The organism is Christiangramia flava JLT2011, from assembly GCF_001951155.1.
In the GTDB taxonomy this organism is placed as follows: Bacteria; Bacteroidota; Bacteroidia; order Flavobacteriales; family Flavobacteriaceae; genus Christiangramia; species Christiangramia flava.
In genome coordinates, this window is the sequence record NZ_CP016359.1 from 1,856,246 (window position 1) to 1,871,658 (window position 15,413).

The following is a 15,413-nucleotide window of genomic DNA, read 5'->3' on the forward strand; positions in this document are numbered from 1 at the left end:
TTAAATTATGAAGGCCTTGCTGGAAAAAAGCCTGCAAAAGGCAATAAATTACAGAGAATACCGGCAGCTGGTGGAGCGACTTATTCTTACCACCAGCACCACCGGTGAATGGACCCAAAACCGGGTAAATGCGACCCGCCTGAATTATACCAGGATGAAACGCATGGAACACCTGGTAGACATAACACCTGAAAAAAAGAGTATTTTTCAGGAAGTGGAAGACCGGCAATACTGGTTACTCTTCGCAGAATCCTTTTGTGATGACGCGGCGCAAACCCTGCCGGTACTCAAAAAGCTCGCTGGGCTTTCTGAAAATATTGAGCTGAAGATCCTGATCATGAATGAAAACCGGGATTTGATGAAGCGTTTAGGGAAGGATCAAAAAACCATTCTCCAGCTGCTGATCACCGATGAAGCCCTGAACGTCCTCGCCCAATGGGGGCCAAGGTCCAGAATGGCTACGCAAATGGTGAATGAGTACCAAAAGCTGCATGGTAGGGTAGACAACGAGATTAAAAAGCAGCTGCAGGTATTTTATAATCAGGATCTGGGAAAACAGATCATCGCTGAAATTGCAGCAATCGAGGTACAGATCGAGGGAGAAATGGCCCTTCACCATTAAACGGTCATTGAAAAAAGCCGTTGTTCGGGTCGGTTTCTTTTCAGTCTCAAGTCAAAGGCCATGGCGATGTTTCTTACAAAGCCACGGCCTTTTTCTGTGACCTGGATTTTCCGGTCGCTCAGAAAGATCAATCCGTCGCTTTCCATTTCCGAAAGGCTGTCTAAAATAGCCTGCTCTTCTTCCGCCGAAATTCGGGTATTTTCCAGGTTGGTTTCCAGGTCACACATCAGTTCCAGGATGTGTTTTCTCAGGCTCTGGTCTTCCTCATTCAGGATATGTCCGCGAAAAACTGGCAAAATTCCCTGGTTCACCAGTGCTTCATATTCTTCCACCCCTTTGACGTTCTGCCCAAACGCATACCAGCTGTCTCCAATAGCCGAAACGCCCAGCCCCACCATGAGCTGCGTCTTGGAAGAGGTGTAGCCCATAAAATTGCGGTGCAGTGTCTTGGAATTCATGGCTTTTGAAAGACTATCAGATTTCAGTGCAAAATGATCCATCCCGATTTCCAGGTATTCATTTGCCAGCAGCATTTTTTTCCCGGTTTCATACTGTCGCTTTTTTTCTTCGGCGGAAGGCAGGTCGGTTTCTTTGAATCCACGCTGGCCATTGCCTTTCAGCCAGGGAGTGTGCGCATAACTGTAAAAAGCAATGCGGTCTGGCCGAAGCTGAATGGTTTGCTCAATGGTCTTTTCAATATGTTCGGTCTTCTGAAAAGGCAGTCCAAAAATCAGGTCATGCCCTACGGAAATAAAACCAGCCTCCCGCGCCTGAAGGGTCGCTTTCTGCACATTTTCAAAAGGCTGAATACGGTGAATGGCCTGCTGAACGGTCGCGTTGTAATCCTGGACGCCGTAGCTCACCCTGCTAAAACCCAAACTGGCAAGCGTTTCCAGGTGTGCCATCGTGGTATTGTTAGGATGCCCTTCAAAACTAAGTTCCATCCGGCGACCTCGCCTGGCGTTACTAAAAATGCCATCAATAAGTCGCTGGAGATTTTCAGGGGAAAAGAAAGTAGGTGTTCCGCCGCCTAAATGCAGTTCGCTGATCACCGGTCTTTTGCCGAAAATATCCAAATAAAGTTTCCATTCTTTCAGCAGGCTTTGCAGGTAAGGAACTTCAACCGAGTGTTGCCGGGTGATCCTTTTGTTGCAGCCGCAGAAAGTACACAGGCTCTCGCAAAACGGCAGATGTATGTAAAGACTGATGCCCTCACTTTCATTGCTTTCGCGGAAGCTTTTCCGCAGAGAAGCGGTATAGGCTTTTAAGGAAAATGTTTGGTCGTTCCAGTACGGTACGGTTGGATAACTGGTATATCGTGGGCCGGGAACGTTGTATTTGGAAATCAGGTTTTGGTTCATGACAGAAAGATTTCAGCAAAAGTACCGGAAGGCCAAAAGCCGAAATATGAGCAATGTCATTTTTCGGCTTTTTCAGGATATTCTGTGCCGCATCTACAGGCTATTGCTTTTTTGAACCAGTTCCTGAAGCTGCGCCTTATAGCCATGTTCATCGTGTAACTGTGCAGCCTGCAGCCATTGCAGGACCTTTTCGTAACTGGTGTCGCCTTTAAATTCAGAATCTCTCAGCAACATCCCGAAAGAAGCCACACCTGCGCTGAATTTCATAAAACCGGAAGACTGGGAAAAAGGCGTAAGCTCGTCAAAAACCTGTAAGGATATCGGCAGGCTCGAATCGCTGTCTGGCAGTTTGTACCTGCAGTCTACGGTGATGGCGGGCAAAGCATAATCGGCATTTACGGCCGGGATGATCTCGTACAGCGCGGTAATATTCTGGTTAATACCAATTTCGCCGGCATCTTTTTCATCGTCTTCAAAATCTTCCGTATTCAGCACGCGATTTTCGTAGCCTATGAGTCGGTACGCCTGAACTACCTTTGGGCTGAACTCCACCTGGATCTTGACATCCTTGGCAGCTGTGTAGAACTTCTTGAAATCATATAGGAACACTTTCCGCATTTGTTCAACATTGTCTATATACTCGTAGGTTCCGTTTCCTTTGTTGGCGATCTGTTCGAGCATCCCGTCCTGAAGATTTCCGCGGCCAACGCCCAAAACCGTAATAAATACGCCCGATTCTCTTTTTTGCTCGATCAATTCGGTGAGTTCCTCCTGCGAGGAAGCCCCTACGTTGAAATCACCATCGGTTCCTATAACGATCCGGTTATTGCCATGTTCTATAAAATTGGCTTCCGCGATCTCGTAAGCGGTCGTGATCCCGGCGGCTCCGGCTGTGGAACCTCCGGCACCGAGTTTGCTGATCGCTGCCTTGATCGTGCTCTTTTCGCTCCCCGGTGTGGACGGAAGCAATACGCCCGATTCTCCCGCATAGGTAACGATGGCGATTCGATCGTCGTCACTCAATTCATCAGTCAGTGTTTTAAAACCGTTCTTCAGCATTTCGAGTTTGTCTTCACTACCCATGGATCCTGAGACATCGATAAGAAATACAAAATTGGACGGCCCTAATTCCTCCCGCGGAATATCCTTTCCTTTTACGCCAATTCTTAGCAGGCGATGACCTTCACTCCAGGGGCTGCTACTAATTTCTCCGTTCAAACTGATCGCTTCACCAGGTTGCTGAGGATAATCCAGCTCGAAATAATTGATCAGCTCTTCTGTTCTGACGGCGTCTTTTACGGGTAGCTGGTTATCCTGCTGAAGAAACCGGCGCACATTGGCGTAGGAACCTCCATCAGCATCGATCGAAAAGGTGGAAATGGCGTTTTCTGAAGTTTCGATAAAGGGATTTTCTTCTATTTCGTTGTACTGGTCACCGGAGCCTTCAAAATATAATCCATCAGTATTATTAAAATAGGCATCTCCGGTACCGCCTTTTTCACAGGAGGCAAGAATGAGCAGGAACATGGGTAGCAGTCTGGAAAGAGTTTTCATATTCTGAAGATTAGACGTTTTTAGGATAGATGCGGAAATTTCTTTTCGGTTGCGTCTAAAATTGCCGAAGTTATTGATAGTCCCGAATTTTATTTAAAATGATTCTAAATAATTTGCTTAATCTCCACAGCCTCGCTATCTTCGTTTTAGTTTAGAATTAATCTAAATAATAAATTCTGAAGTATGTGCGAGGTAAAAAAGATCAGCGAGACCCGCAACGGCCAACTGTTCCATTTACAAAAAAACGGACTTTTCTGGATGAATTTCAGGAATATCTGTTACGAATTCAGCTATTCTGAAATGGAAGTTTTCAGGAGTTTTGTGCAGGATCTGGACATCTACGATTCCTGCTGTCCCAATCCCGGATGTTCCTGTAAATTCGCCATTATTCCCACCTCACAGCCCAACCTGTTACTAAAATTGGAAAAAGATGATCTGGCCGAATTAAAGCGTTTAGTGCTTTGCGAAAATCAGCCGGTTTACCTCGGTTTTCAGGATATCAATTACCAATTGAGCTGGAACTGATCTTCGCAAAGATTCCTAAAGCAAATAATTCAGCGACAGGCTCAGCCTGTTTTTTGCCACGACCTGCCCGTTGTTCAGATTCTGGGCCAGGGGTTTGATATAGCTGGCACCGATGTTCCATTTTCCATAGCTGAACTCTGCTCCCAGTTTTCCAAATACAGCCGAGCCTCTGGTATGCTGAACAGGCTGCCCGAACGAACGGTTTTTCCCAAATATTTCCTGCGCGACTCCCGAATACAGCACCAGGTTCACCGGCAGTACTTTTTTCAGGTCTATCCAGGAAAAATTCCGGTAAAAGAGCAGGCTCGTATTGAGCTGATTTCCGAAGCGATAGCCCTGCTGGTTTTCCTGTTTCAGGATATAATTGGCCTGCAATTTTCCGCCCCAGTCCCGGTAATTAAGCTGATAGGAACCCGCGAGGATGAAATCCCAGCTACCGGTGCCAAGCTGAAAACCAGGATTCACACTGCCTTCATTATTAGCGCGTTGGTAGCTACCCAGAGGCAGCTTAATTCCACCGCCAAACCGAAGTTCCTGACGGAAATCTGTTTGCTCAGCGTCCAGATATTCCTGCTGGTATTCCCTGAAGACTTTATAAAATCCCAGGATACTGAAATCCCCAATCCCGGAAATTTGCTGGGACGTGGCATTGGCGAATTGCCGATGATGGAAATGATAGGGCAGGATGGCACTTACTGAAATTCGGTCACTAACAGGATAGTTTGCCCATAGCTGAAGTGTGTTGAAATATTCCTCGATCCAGGCTGAATTTTCATAAATGCCATCCCGCGATCGATACTCCTGCCCGAGATATCGCAAACCTATGAAGCTGCCACCGCTCAGGCTGCTAAAACCCATGCTGCCACCGGTAGACGCGCAGCCGCAGGCATCACAAAAATATGTTTCGTTCCCTCGCGGTTCATCTATCGCCAGGCTGTCTTTGGAAATTCGGGCGCTCATTTTAAGGCTGGAAATGAGCAGGAACAGGTACAAACTAATATTCAGAAAATCGTTCATCATTTAAAAATATGGTATCGGTTAATGTTTGGAGAAAAGCAATAATGGCCGTTTTTTCAGTTTCCTTCATGGGGATTCCCAACTGGCCGTTTTGTCGCAATTTCTCATCTAAAGTTGGCGAATCAACCACGCCGTGATCGTAAAAATCCAGGACTGCTTCCAGGCTTCCGAAACGGCCATCGTGCATATAGGGCGCAGTGACGCCCACATTGCGCAGACTGGGGACCTTAAATTTGTAATTATCGGCCGCCTTCCCGCTTACTTCTGCCCGTCCCAGGTCATTGATTTTAGGGTTTACCGGCAATCCGTTATTGCGGAAGGCCTGGTCAGTAAACAGGTCGGTTTGATGGCAGCTACTGCATTTCTGCTGAAAAAGCTGCATGCCTTTTAATTCAGTCTGGCTGAAGCTTTCCCCATTTTCACCGCGAATGAACTGGTCATAGCGCGAATTCGCGGAAACCATCATGAGCATGAACTTGGAAAGCGCTTTTAGAAAGTTTTCATGAGTGATCGCTCCCTCTTCAAAAGCTTCTGAAAAGAGTTTAGGATATTCGGAATCAGCCCGGAGCTTTTCCAGTACATTCGTCATGGTTTCGCCCATTTCAGCCTCATTGGTAATAGGAATGATTGGAAAAAGATCCAGGTGTGCAGTGGCTCCGTCCCAGGCAAATTCCTTTAAAAATGCCATGTTCTGGATGGCCGGCGCGTTGCGAATGCCTTCCCGGTCCTCGATCCCGTGGCTGAACTGGTGGCCGTGGTGCGTGAAAGCGAAGCGCTGTTCATGGCAAAAACCACAGGAGATCACGCCATTTGCCGAAAGTTTACCATCATAAAACAGTTTTTTACCCAGTTCAAAACCTCTTTTGGTAGGAGAATTGGCCGAAAGATCGTACTGGATTTCCGGAAAATTTTCAGGTATGGAAACCTGTATTTCTTCATCAAGCGGGATGTACACCGCGTCTTTGGAGCAGGCCGTAAAAATAGCCAGCAGCCAAACCAGATATATCTTGTTCATCATACATTCTTTATAAACCGGGAACCCGAAGGCTCCCGGCGATGAATTAATGGGTGCCGCTGGCACCGTTATGAACATGATCTACGCGGAACATCCCGGTAAGATTTTCAGCGATCTGGGGGCTTTTGTTTTCATCGACCATGATGACCGATTTCTCTTCCAGACTTAACTGGTACTGCCCATTCAGAATTTTAGAGGCGTCTACAGCAAGGTGGATCACCGGTTTCAGCTCGCTGCTCACCAACGCGCTGGAAGGCAATGCCAAGCTGAGTGCACGGTAGTTGTCCAGGCTGCTGCCGTGGCTTCCCATATGGACCTTGAAGTTCTGAGCTTCAGCAGTAGTGGCGGTTGTAAAACTTCCTTCGTAGTTCAGAAATTTATAGCCGGCCTGCCAGGCCCACATCATTTCATTCGCTTCCGCCAGGCTGAGAAAATCTCCCTGGCCTTCCGCACCCTGCAGGTATTTTTCCTGGTCTACACCAATTCCAAAACTGATACTGGCATATTCACCTGCCGGTACCTCCTTCAAAACCACCTCGGTATGGCCGGTTTCCTTGTTGATTATGAAATAGGAATCGTTTTTAGGATAAGTAAAAACCGTTCCTGAAGCGGTGGTTAATTTGAAATTACTGACGATGTAATTGAGTCGGCTGATCTTCAGTTGTTCCTGATTGATGCTTTCATAGCCGGAGGTGTTCAGCAGCAGATCGTTGCCGTTGAAACCATTATCGAATTCGATGACCAGGTCATTATGGCCACTAAGCTGTTCTTCAGAATCTGTGGAACAGGAAATACTGCTGATGGTAAGAATGGCCATCAGGCTGTTCAGAATATATTTTTTCATGATAATTATTTAAAATTTAGACATAGGTATGGCTGTTCGGGAAGTGTGCTTCCCAAAAAGCAGGCTTAAATAATTACCTGAAACTGCGGTGGCCTGAGAGGCTTTTCAGCAAAAAGGAACGTGTAGGAACAGCGACAGCAAACCGGAATGCGCGTAATCTCGCCGGAAGCTACAAATTCAGCAACCAGCCCGTATGGACGAGCTTCGTGGTAGAGGAGCGTGGATGCATAGCGTTCCTGTAGTTTGCCCTTTTTATCATCCTGTTCCCGTTCTGCCTCTTCCGCAAGACTGCGCATCAGGTAGCATTTCCCGTTGCATTCCAGCTCGGGGCGATCCCTGTTCACACACACTTCGGTTACGATATACTCGTAGTGGAAAAGGTAGTCGAAAACCGGTAAAAGAGGCCTGAAAAGCACGATCAGGATCACCAGTGACCCTGTAATTCTCATGGTTTATCGCACTAATTCCTGGGCATTGATCAGGCTGGCCGAAATCTCGTCTTCCATACGCCGAACTTTTTTGAGTTCTGCCTGCAGGGCATCTATTTCCTGCTGGATTTCCTGGTTGCTCATTTTCTTAACCGAAGGTTTCTTTTTCACGAATTCGTCACTGAAACTGTGCATCCAGCCCATCATCAGGCTGTCTGATCTTTCCAGCTGTTTTTCAGCTTCCAAATAGATGCGCGGATTCGCACTGGTATCGGCAATTTTCTGAAGTTGTTGTTCCAGCCCGGGAAGATCTCCCATTTTCGGCATTACTTCATCGTGAACTTCCAGTACCTGCTGAAAGAGTTTTTCGTATTCGGCATATTTTTCAGAAGTATCTTCCGCGCAGGAAAATACCAGTAAGGTCATGCTTGCCAGCAGGACTTTTCTCAAATTTAAAATCATAGGATACAATTGTAGTTAGTAAAAAATGCAGTGGGCGGCTAACTACAGGGCGGGTGAAATATGGTACCCGTAAGCAGGTATGTGTAGAGCGGGTCTTCCGCAGAAAAGTTGTGCTGCAGTTCTTCACTGATGGCAGTCATCCTGCTTTCTGGTAAACTTTGCAAAAACAGCAGCGGAATTTCCACTTTTTTGGCAGATTGTTCCTTTTTATCCTGGGATTCCTTTTCGGCGGCTTCTGCCAGCGACTTCATAAGGTAACACTGCCCGTTACATTTCAGCTCCGGCCGGTCCTTGTTCTCGCAAAGCTCGGTCGCGATATACTCGTAATTCAGGAAATAGGTTGCTACCGGCATAGCGGGCCGTAGCACGATCAGAATTGCAAATAAAGGCAACAACTGTTTCACGCTGCAAATATACAACCTCCCGTTCCATTTTGGGGCAGTACTCCGCAAATTTTTTAGCTGATTTTCCTACTCGTTTTAACTGAATCCAGGCATGTTAGAATATCCCTAAAGTTTTGAAAAAGCCGGGTTTACTACGAAAATTTTGGCTATTTTATGCTTTGAATTTAAAACTGGTTTTTATGAGGATTATAGGAGGCGTGGTGATCCTGGTGGTAGTCTTGGGCATCCTGATCTATTACCGTTGGTTCATGAAGAAAAATCAATAAATACAAAAACCGGGATTTCCCCGGTTTTTTGTTTGCTGAATATTTCAGTTATGCTATTCTGCTTTGATACTGATGGTCTCGGTGCCCAGGTTGGCACTTTTCACACGTAATTTCAGTGTGCCTTTTTCAAAATCAGAACCCAGGATGATGACGGCTTTTCCGTAGAATAAATTCACCGTATCGTTCTGAAACGCTTCAAACGACTGCGGATTTCCATTTCCAGCGCCTGCCAGATGGCCTTCACCCGTGACCTCGATCTGCAAAACATCATTGGCCAGGGGAGCGGGATTTCCTTTTTTATCGAATGCTTCCACCAGCACATAAGACAGGTCTTTCCCGTTTGCTTGGATGATCTTTCGATCTGCAGTTAAGCTGAAATTGGTTGCTTTTCCGGCTGTTTTCAGTATTTTTTCGCCAATTTGCTTACCGTCTTTGTAAGCTACGGCCTTTACTTCTCCGGGTTCATAGACCACGTCGTTCCACATGAGTCGGAAACGTTCAGTAGAAACCGTTGATTCGGGTTTTTTGCATTGTTTCCCGTACGATTTTCCGTTTACGAAAAGTTCAGCGCAATCGCCGTTGGTATATACAAAAACTGGAGTTTTCTCGCCTTCCCGGCCTTCCCAGTTCCAGTGCGGCAAAATATGGATTGTCTGCTCTTCTGGCTTCCAGTAACTTTTATATAAATAGTACCGGTCTTTCGGAATTCCCACCAGATCCACAATCCCGAAATAGGAACTCCTGGAAGCGGCTTCCGCATCAAAGCCCAGCTCTTCGACTTCTTTATTGGTGTAGGGCGTTGGTTCGCCGAGATAATCAAAACCAGTCCAGACGAATTCGCCAGCTACATACGGTTCCTGCTGCTGCCACATGAAATCATCATCTGAGATTTCGGCCCATTCCGGGGCATTGAGATCATACGAACTGACCTGAAGCGATTTGGTAAAATCAGTCTTTTTCTCTGGCAGCGGAAATTCATAAAAGCCGCGCGTGCTTACTGTGGAAGCCGATTCACTGATGACCACAGCTTTATTCGGTTGCAGTTTTCTGGCAATTCGATAGCGCCTTCCGTAATTCCAGCTGTGCACATCATACAGGTCAAAATGTCTTAATTCTGCGCTTCGCAACTGGTCATTCACCAAAGTGGTGGGGCGGGTAGGATCATATTTGTTCACATAGTTCAGCATGGTGTGAAGCCTTCGGAAGCCATTATTGATATTCCACTGCACATCACCGATCTCGTTGCCCACGCTCCACATGAAAACCGAAGGGTGGTTGCGATCGCGGCGAATAAAATTCCGAATATTTCGATGCGCAAAATCCTCAAAATCGGTGGTGTCTACGATATCAGCCTTGGCATCATATTTATCAAATATCTCGTCAAAAAAGAGGATTCCCATCTTATCGCAGAGCTCCAGCAATTCTGGCGCGGCAACATTATGGCTGTTACGGATGGCATTCACGCCCAGCGACTGCATGATCTCCAGCTGCCTTTCCGCCGCACGGGGATAAAATGCAGCTCCTAAGGGACCCTGACCGTGGTGGAGATTCACGCCTTTCAGCTGTACCCGGCGGCCGTTCAGATGAAAACCATCGTTGGCTGTGAATTCAATGTTTCGAATCCCAAAACTGGTCTTTTTTTCGTCCCGAAGTTGCCCGTTTACATAAACCTGGCTGAGCGTGCTATAGAGATTGGGAGCGTCGAGATCCCAAAGCTGAGGTTTCAGAACTTTCGCGCTGGTTTCAAAATAAGCAGCTTCACCGGCTGCAAGAAACCTGGTCATTTTTTCTGCGGAAACCTGCTCGCCCGAAGGGTCTAAGATCACCTGTTTCAGGCGAACAGAATCGCCCATTTTGGAAGTATTCAGAATATGATTGCTGATGCGTACCGTGGCGGTATCAGCGTTGATAATGGGAGTGGTCACATAGGTTCCCCAAATATCTACATGAACAGGGTCTGTGACAAGCATGGTCACTTTGCGATAGAGGCCGCCACCCGGGTACCAGCGGCTGTCGTGCTCGCGGGTATCGGCATGAACCGCCAGCAGGTTTTCTTCGGAAAAATTCAGAAAGTCGGTAATGTCGAGGTAAAAGGAATTATATCCGTAATCCCATTTTCCGGCTAGTTTTCCGTTTATGTAAACTTCCGGAAAGGCCATGACGCCATCAAAAACCAGGTAAATTCTCTTGTTTTTATAAGCTTCGTTAATTTCCAGTTTTTTTCGGTACCATCCTTCAGCTTTCCAGGGCAATTTGCCGGTGCTGCCATTTCCGTCCTTGATGAAATCTTCGGAAATAGCCCAGTCATGAGGAATTCGAACATCCTGCCAGGAACTGTCGTCAAATTCAGAGTCTACGGCTTCGGGGTGTGGTCCTTTGGCAAATTTCCAGCCTTTCTGAAGTTCCCTGGATTCACGCTGCGCCGCTACCTGAAAATGATTCAGCAGAAGCGCGCAAAAAAGAAGTAAAAAGTATTGTTTATAGAGCTTGTTCATGGTTGTCTATTTTGAAGCATTGTAAAATTGCATTCCCAGAGTCGCCTTGTTCTGGTGGTCAAAAAGCGTGGCGTTATCCCAGTGAGAACCCTGAGCCCACTGCGTGCTGCAACTGGTAGAAACCCAGGCCGGTTCCCAGTAAACCAGGCCACTGCCACCGGCATTCTCGATCACTTCCTGTAATTTATTCAGGTAATCCAGCTGGCCCTGTTGTGTCGCCGGGAAACCATCAACCAGCGCGTCTTCCCCGAGAATGTTGTTGGCCGAATCGGCATTTTCAAGAGTGAAAGGATAAGCGGTTTCCACGACCATCAGTTTTTTGTCGTAGGTACTGATCAGCGTTTGAAGCGCTGAGGAGACATTCTCCAGGTTGTAGTCAGACCAGATGGGGTAGTAGGAAAGGCCGATCCAGTCGAAATTGGTCACGCCGTTTGCTGTCGCCTGCTCGAACCACCAGAGTCCGTTTTCTGGCTGCGCGATATGCAGCATGATTTCGATATTTGATTCGTTTTGTGAAGCAATATCTCTAACTGCCTGGATACCTTTATTGAGCAAATATGCGTTGCGGTCCCAGTCTATAGGCCACTCCAGTTCGCCCTGCTGCAGGATCATCCCATTGATCTCGTTTCCCACCTGCACGATATTAGGCAAAAGATCGGCCTCTTTTAATTTTTTGAGCGTCTGATAGGTGTAGTTGTAGAGTGAGTCTCCCAGAACCGGCGTATTGTCTTTCACTGCCGCCCAGGCTGCAGGGATTTCCTGTCTGGAAGGATCTGCCCAGGTATCAGAATAATGAAAGTCCAGCAAGACCTGCATGTTAGCCGCTTTAGCCCGACTAATACTTTTTTTAACATCCTGAAAATTGGAATAACTGGTCCATTCTGGAGAATGCCAGAGGCGAACACGAACGAGGTTGGCACCGGCATCAGCAAAAATCTGGTAAGAATCTTCAGCTTGCGCATCAGCGTTGTAATAGGTCGCGCCACAATCTTCCATTTCATTCACGTAAGAAAGATCGGCACCATAATAGAAGTTGGTTTCTTCTGGAGTTTCAGCAGGTGTTTCTTCCGGAGTTTCGCTAACCGGGGAATCGTCATTAGTCTCCGGAAGGTCTTCCGAAGTGGTTCCTGAAGAACAGGCCGAAAATAACAGGCAAAGCAGCCCGGTTTTCAGCATAGGGCCAATAAGATCTCTGAACATAGCCATCATTCGTTATAAATGTATAATGTACGTTTAATTTTGTAAAAATAACGAATTTTTTGTGATCTGGCCTGATCGGAGATTTCAGTTTTCTATAGTGGGATCATTTTGGAAAATAGCAAGGCTTATTCCTTTTTCCGGGTTTTGGATTTGATGAATTCGATGATCATCGGGGTGATCGAAAGGATCACGATTCCCAGGATCACCAGTTCAAAATTGTTTTTTACGAAATCCAGGTTTCCGAAGAAATAGCCAACCAGTACCAGCAGCAAAACCCAGGAGATCCTGCCAATTACATTATAGCGAATGAATTTTCCGAAGTGCATTTCCCCAATTCCGGCTACAAATGGCGCAAAGGTGCGAACTACCGGCACGTAGCGTGCAAGAATGATGGTTTTTGGGCCGTGTTTCGCATAGAAACTCCGTGTTTTATCAATGTGCTTTTCACTTACTAGGGTTCTTCCAAAAACTTTCCAGGCCAGTACTTTCAGTCCCACGGTCTTTCCGAGGTAATAATTCAGACTGTCGCCCAGGATGGCGGCCACAGCTAGACTGATGAGTACAATATAAAGATTGAGTTCAGCCGTTTGCCCGGCATCGTTCACCACGCCCGCGCAAAATGTCCCGGCAGCAAATAACAGGGAATCTCCCGGTAAAAACGGCATGACGACCAGGCCGGTTTCGATGAAAATGAACGCGAAAAGAATGGCATAGATCCAGACGCCATAATCAATGATCATGGTGAAAAGATGACTATCCAGGTGGAGGAAAAAATCTAAAATACTGTTCACGTTTTAAAATTTATAGGTGAAACCCAGTAAAGCTGCGTGCTCATTGCTGGAAAAGGTCAATTCCATGTGTTCCCGTTCATACGGACTTGTGAAAATAAGCGAACTCCCGATCCCCACCACTGCCCCGGCCAGGATATCGTAACCGTCATGTTTCTGGGCATTAATGCGACTAAAAGCGGTAAAACCGGCCAGCGCATAAGCGGGAATGCTGTATTTGAAGCCGTAGCGTTCATGTATAAATGCGGCACTTTGAAAAGTGGTGGAAGTATGGCCGGAAGGGAAAGCGTTATCCCCGTTGTGATGCGGTCTGGGTTTATTGAGAGCCACTTTGAGTCCAAAAGTCACGACCTGATTCAGGATAAAACCTTTGGTGAACTGCCAGCTACCTTCCCGGTCTTTTAAGATGAGCGTGGTCGCCAGCGTGGAGGCAGGCACTGCAAATAAGAGCACGTCACCCGCGGTCTTGATACCGGGACTTTCCTGTTTGATGAATTGAGCGTGTCCCTGGAATGACAGGAACAGGCTGAAAATTAGTATAAAAATATAGTTTTTAAAATCGTTATTCATATTTCTAAAAACACTAAAAGAAGCCACGCGGCTCCTTTGAATTTAACAATTTAACGAGAATTTAATCGTCTCCTTCCTGATGATATTCTTCTATTTGCTGGACGGTTTTTTGTTCCAGCAATTCCCCGGATTCCTTGTACAGTACTTCTATTTCCCGATTGTCCTGCTGCAACTCCAGTTCATAAAAAAATTCGTTAGGTTGTTCTATTCTGAAGATTTTACGGATCTGAGCTTCGGAGAAATCGCTTTTCACCGCTTCGGAAATCTTTTGCGGCAGCTGCTCCATTGGGATTGCAGCTTCAGTTTCGAGCCATTTTCCGTCGGTATTGAAATTCGCGGAAAACTCCTGTTGATTTTGCTCAAATTCCGCTTCCCATTCTTCTGAGTTTTCTTTTCCCCAGGTCACTTTCTGTGCATCCGGAAACCTTTTGCTGAAAGCTTCCTGTACCTGGCTGTCTACTTCGGAATTTTTTCCGCAGGCGATCAGCAAGAACATCAGGAAAAAAACTCCAGCCTGTGTCCACTTTTTCATGTTAAAACATTTGAATAGGGAAACTACTGCTGAATTCTAAAGTTCTTTTAAAGTTGGCTATTAAAACTTTCTTAATTAAAAATGATCCTGAAAAAATGCCTGTTTTCGGCAAAATGATAGGTGACATTATATTGCAGGACTTCGCAGATTTTCTGAACGATCGCCAGGCCTAGTCCGCTACCGGGTTTGGAACGCTCGTTTTTTCGGTAAAAACGCCTGAAGATTCGCTCGGCATCTTCCAGCTCGGCATCGCCAGGATTACTGATCTCCAGCCTGTCATGGTCGATCGTTATTCTAATAGGTCCATCACCTTCGGTATGCTTGATGGCATTGCTGAGCAGATTTCCGATCAAAGACTGAATAAGCTCCGGATCTGAAAAGAGGGTCAGGTTTTTTTTTTTTTCCAGTTCGATCTCAACAGGACTGATCTCCCGGAAGTTGATGACCATCTCCTCGAGCAAATCATTCAAAGAGATTTCCTGATAATCATTTTTCTGGCGTTGATCGAGCGTTGCCAGTAACACCAGTTTTTTATTGAGATTGGCCAGCCTGCGAATATGGCGCTGCAAATTGGAAAGTTCTTCGAATTGCTGGTCGCTAATCGCAGATTCGTTCAGGAAATTTTCCAGTTTGGCCTGCATGATCGCCAGTGCCGTTTGAAGTTCGTGCGAAATATTTTCAGTAAACTCCTTCAGGTTGTTATAGTCGTAGATCACCCGCGAGGTAAGCGTCTCGATCTCGGTCTTTAATTCTGAAAATTCCACAATATTGCTGTCTACCAGTTCAACCGGGCGGGCCGCCTGCAGGGAAAAATGCTGCATGGCTTCCAGGTTTCGGAAAAAAGGTTTCCAGATCCTGCGATTCCAGGCCCTGCTGAAATAGAACTGGATCACGAATACCAGGGCGAGACTGATAAGAAAATATACCAGCGTGATCACCACGATCTCCTGGGTTTCTACGACCATGGATCGCACGGTAATGCGGTAAATCTCCCCGTTGATGGTTCTAAAAGTGCTCAATTCGCGGAAAAGTTCCGTTTCATCCTGCGACGGATCATAGATGAGCGTGTCTTTTAAAATCTCAGGACGAAGACGCGGCGTTTTCACGATCTCAAAAACCGGCGGCAGTTCTATTAATTGCCCGTTTTCAGTCGCATAATGTTCCAGCCTGTAACTTCGCGAGTACAGCTCTTCTTCCACTTCCTGTTCCATCAGTTTACTGATAAAGAAATAGAGCACCGGCGTGCTGAAAAGAATCAGCAGCACACTGATGAGGATAAAGGCCTTGGAGGTTTTTTGAAGGAGCGTTATGGATCTTTTGTTCTTCAATT

The 15,413-nt window shown here is 46.4% G+C and carries 16 protein-coding genes; 2 read left to right on the forward strand and 14 right to left on the reverse strand.

Annotated features, from left to right (window positions below):
• Nucleotides 1–7: 7 nt before the first annotated feature.
• Complete coding sequence (locus tag GRFL_RS08010; protein WP_083644124.1) at nucleotides 8–622, forward strand: thioredoxin family protein; 615 nt, start codon at nucleotides 8–10, stop codon at nucleotides 620–622.
• On the opposite strand, the gene hemN is transcribed toward GRFL_RS08010, so the two are convergent.
• Both hemN and GRFL_RS08020 read right to left on the reverse strand, forming a co-directional pair.
• Nucleotides 619–1,983 (reverse strand): oxygen-independent coproporphyrinogen III oxidase, encoded by a 1,365-nt coding sequence (hemN, locus tag GRFL_RS08015; RefSeq protein WP_083644125.1) that lies wholly within the window; start codon nucleotides 1,981–1,983, stop codon nucleotides 619–621. The two genes, GRFL_RS08010 and hemN, sit on opposite strands and share 4 nt — an antisense overlap.
• A gap of 93 nt (nucleotides 1,984–2,076) precedes the next feature.
• Nucleotides 2,077–3,537, reverse strand: a complete 1,461-nt coding sequence (locus GRFL_RS08020) for a vWA domain-containing protein (protein WP_083644126.1) — start codon at nucleotides 3,535–3,537, stop codon at nucleotides 2,077–2,079.
• A gap of 183 nt (nucleotides 3,538–3,720) precedes the next feature.
• On the opposite strand from GRFL_RS08020, the gene GRFL_RS08025 reads away from it, so the two are divergent.
• Nucleotides 3,721–4,062 (forward strand): DUF6686 family protein, encoded by a 342-nt coding sequence (locus tag GRFL_RS08025; protein WP_083644127.1) that lies wholly within the window; start codon nucleotides 3,721–3,723, stop codon nucleotides 4,060–4,062.
• Between the two features lie 15 nt (nucleotides 4,063–4,077).
• Here GRFL_RS08025 and GRFL_RS08030 read toward each other — a convergent pair whose 3' ends face one another.
• From GRFL_RS08030 to GRFL_RS08085, 12 genes are all read right to left on the reverse strand, one after another.
• Complete coding sequence (locus tag GRFL_RS08030) at nucleotides 4,078–5,082, reverse strand: hypothetical protein (RefSeq protein ID WP_083644128.1); 1,005 nt, start codon at nucleotides 5,080–5,082, stop codon at nucleotides 4,078–4,080.
• Complete coding sequence (locus GRFL_RS08035; RefSeq protein WP_083644129.1) at nucleotides 5,057–6,097, reverse strand: cytochrome-c peroxidase; 1,041 nt, start codon at nucleotides 6,095–6,097, stop codon at nucleotides 5,057–5,059. The genes GRFL_RS08030 and GRFL_RS08035 overlap by 26 nt, the downstream gene beginning before the upstream one ends.
• Nucleotides 6,098–6,140: 43 nt before the next feature.
• The gene (locus tag GRFL_RS08040; RefSeq protein ID WP_083644130.1) at nucleotides 6,141–6,938 is read right to left on the reverse strand and encodes an MbnP family protein; all 798 of its coding nucleotides are present in this window, start codon (nucleotides 6,936–6,938) and stop codon (nucleotides 6,141–6,143) included.
• 65 nt (nucleotides 6,939–7,003) lie between these two features.
• Nucleotides 7,004–7,387, reverse strand: coding sequence for a hypothetical protein (locus GRFL_RS08045; RefSeq protein WP_083644131.1), 384 nt, complete (start codon nucleotides 7,385–7,387; stop codon nucleotides 7,004–7,006).
• A gap of 3 nt (nucleotides 7,388–7,390) precedes the next feature.
• Nucleotides 7,391–7,816 carry a hypothetical protein gene (locus GRFL_RS08050; RefSeq protein WP_139839179.1) on the reverse strand — a complete coding sequence of 142 codons (426 nt, stop codon included), beginning with the start codon at nucleotides 7,814–7,816 and terminating at the stop codon, nucleotides 7,391–7,393.
• Nucleotides 7,817–7,866: 50 nt separating this feature from the next.
• The gene (locus GRFL_RS08055; RefSeq protein WP_139839178.1) at nucleotides 7,867–8,280 is read right to left on the reverse strand and encodes a hypothetical protein; all 414 of its coding nucleotides are present in this window, start codon (nucleotides 8,278–8,280) and stop codon (nucleotides 7,867–7,869) included.
• Between the two features lie 271 nt (nucleotides 8,281–8,551).
• Entirely contained in the window at nucleotides 8,552–10,993 is a 2,442-nt protein-coding gene (locus GRFL_RS08060; protein ID WP_083644134.1) for a glycoside hydrolase family 2 TIM barrel-domain containing protein, read from the reverse strand.
• A gap of 6 nt (nucleotides 10,994–10,999) precedes the next feature.
• Nucleotides 11,000–12,193: a glycoside hydrolase family 53 protein gene (locus GRFL_RS08065; RefSeq protein ID WP_236995904.1), complete on the reverse strand. Its 1,194-nt coding sequence runs from the start codon at nucleotides 12,191–12,193 to the stop codon at nucleotides 11,000–11,002.
• A 125-nt stretch (nucleotides 12,194–12,318) separates the two neighbouring features.
• Nucleotides 12,319–12,984, reverse strand: a complete 666-nt coding sequence (locus GRFL_RS08070) for a DedA family protein (RefSeq protein ID WP_257787369.1) — start codon at nucleotides 12,982–12,984, stop codon at nucleotides 12,319–12,321.
• Between the two features lie 3 nt (nucleotides 12,985–12,987).
• Nucleotides 12,988–13,551, reverse strand: a complete 564-nt coding sequence (locus tag GRFL_RS08075; protein WP_083644135.1) for a phosphatase PAP2 family protein — start codon at nucleotides 13,549–13,551, stop codon at nucleotides 12,988–12,990.
• A 61-nt stretch (nucleotides 13,552–13,612) separates the two neighbouring features.
• A complete protein-coding gene (locus GRFL_RS08080) occupies nucleotides 13,613–14,083 on the reverse strand; it encodes a PepSY-like domain-containing protein (protein ID WP_083644136.1) in 471 nt (156 codons plus the stop codon).
• A 71-nt stretch (nucleotides 14,084–14,154) separates the two neighbouring features.
• Nucleotides 14,155–15,411 carry a sensor histidine kinase gene (locus GRFL_RS08085; protein ID WP_083644137.1) on the reverse strand — a complete coding sequence of 419 codons (1,257 nt, stop codon included), beginning with the start codon at nucleotides 15,409–15,411 and terminating at the stop codon, nucleotides 14,155–14,157.
• Nucleotides 15,412–15,413 lie beyond the last annotated feature (2 nt).

What these genes read in the sequence shown, in the direction of transcription:
- GRFL_RS08010 (WP_083644124.1), top strand. Translation starts at nt 8, where the DNA reads ATGAAGGCCTTGCTGGAAAAAAGCCTGCAAAAGGCAATAAATTACAGA.
- hemN (WP_083644125.1), bottom strand. Translation starts at nt 1,983, where the DNA reads ATGAACCAAAACCTGATTTCCAAATACAACGTTCCCGGCCCACGATAT.
- GRFL_RS08020 (WP_083644126.1), bottom strand. Translation starts at nt 3,537, where the DNA reads ATGAAAACTCTTTCCAGACTGCTACCCATGTTCCTGCTCATTCTTGCC.
- GRFL_RS08025 (WP_083644127.1), top strand. Translation starts at nt 3,721, where the DNA reads ATGTGCGAGGTAAAAAAGATCAGCGAGACCCGCAACGGCCAACTGTTC.
- GRFL_RS08030 (WP_083644128.1), bottom strand. Translation starts at nt 5,082, where the DNA reads ATGATGAACGATTTTCTGAATATTAGTTTGTACCTGTTCCTGCTCATT.
- GRFL_RS08035 (WP_083644129.1), bottom strand. Translation starts at nt 6,097, where the DNA reads ATGATGAACAAGATATATCTGGTTTGGCTGCTGGCTATTTTTACGGCC.
- GRFL_RS08040 (WP_083644130.1), bottom strand. Translation starts at nt 6,938, where the DNA reads ATGAAAAAATATATTCTGAACAGCCTGATGGCCATTCTTACCATCAGC.
- GRFL_RS08045 (WP_083644131.1), bottom strand. Translation starts at nt 7,387, where the DNA reads ATGAGAATTACAGGGTCACTGGTGATCCTGATCGTGCTTTTCAGGCCT.
- GRFL_RS08060 (WP_083644134.1), bottom strand. Translation starts at nt 10,993, where the DNA reads ATGAACAAGCTCTATAAACAATACTTTTTACTTCTTTTTTGCGCGCTT.
- GRFL_RS08065 (WP_236995904.1), bottom strand. Translation starts at nt 12,193, where the DNA reads ATGTTCAGAGATCTTATTGGCCCTATGCTGAAAACCGGGCTGCTTTGC.
- GRFL_RS08075 (WP_083644135.1), bottom strand. Translation starts at nt 13,551, where the DNA reads ATGAATAACGATTTTAAAAACTATATTTTTATACTAATTTTCAGCCTG.
- GRFL_RS08080 (WP_083644136.1), bottom strand. Translation starts at nt 14,083, where the DNA reads ATGAAAAAGTGGACACAGGCTGGAGTTTTTTTCCTGATGTTCTTGCTG.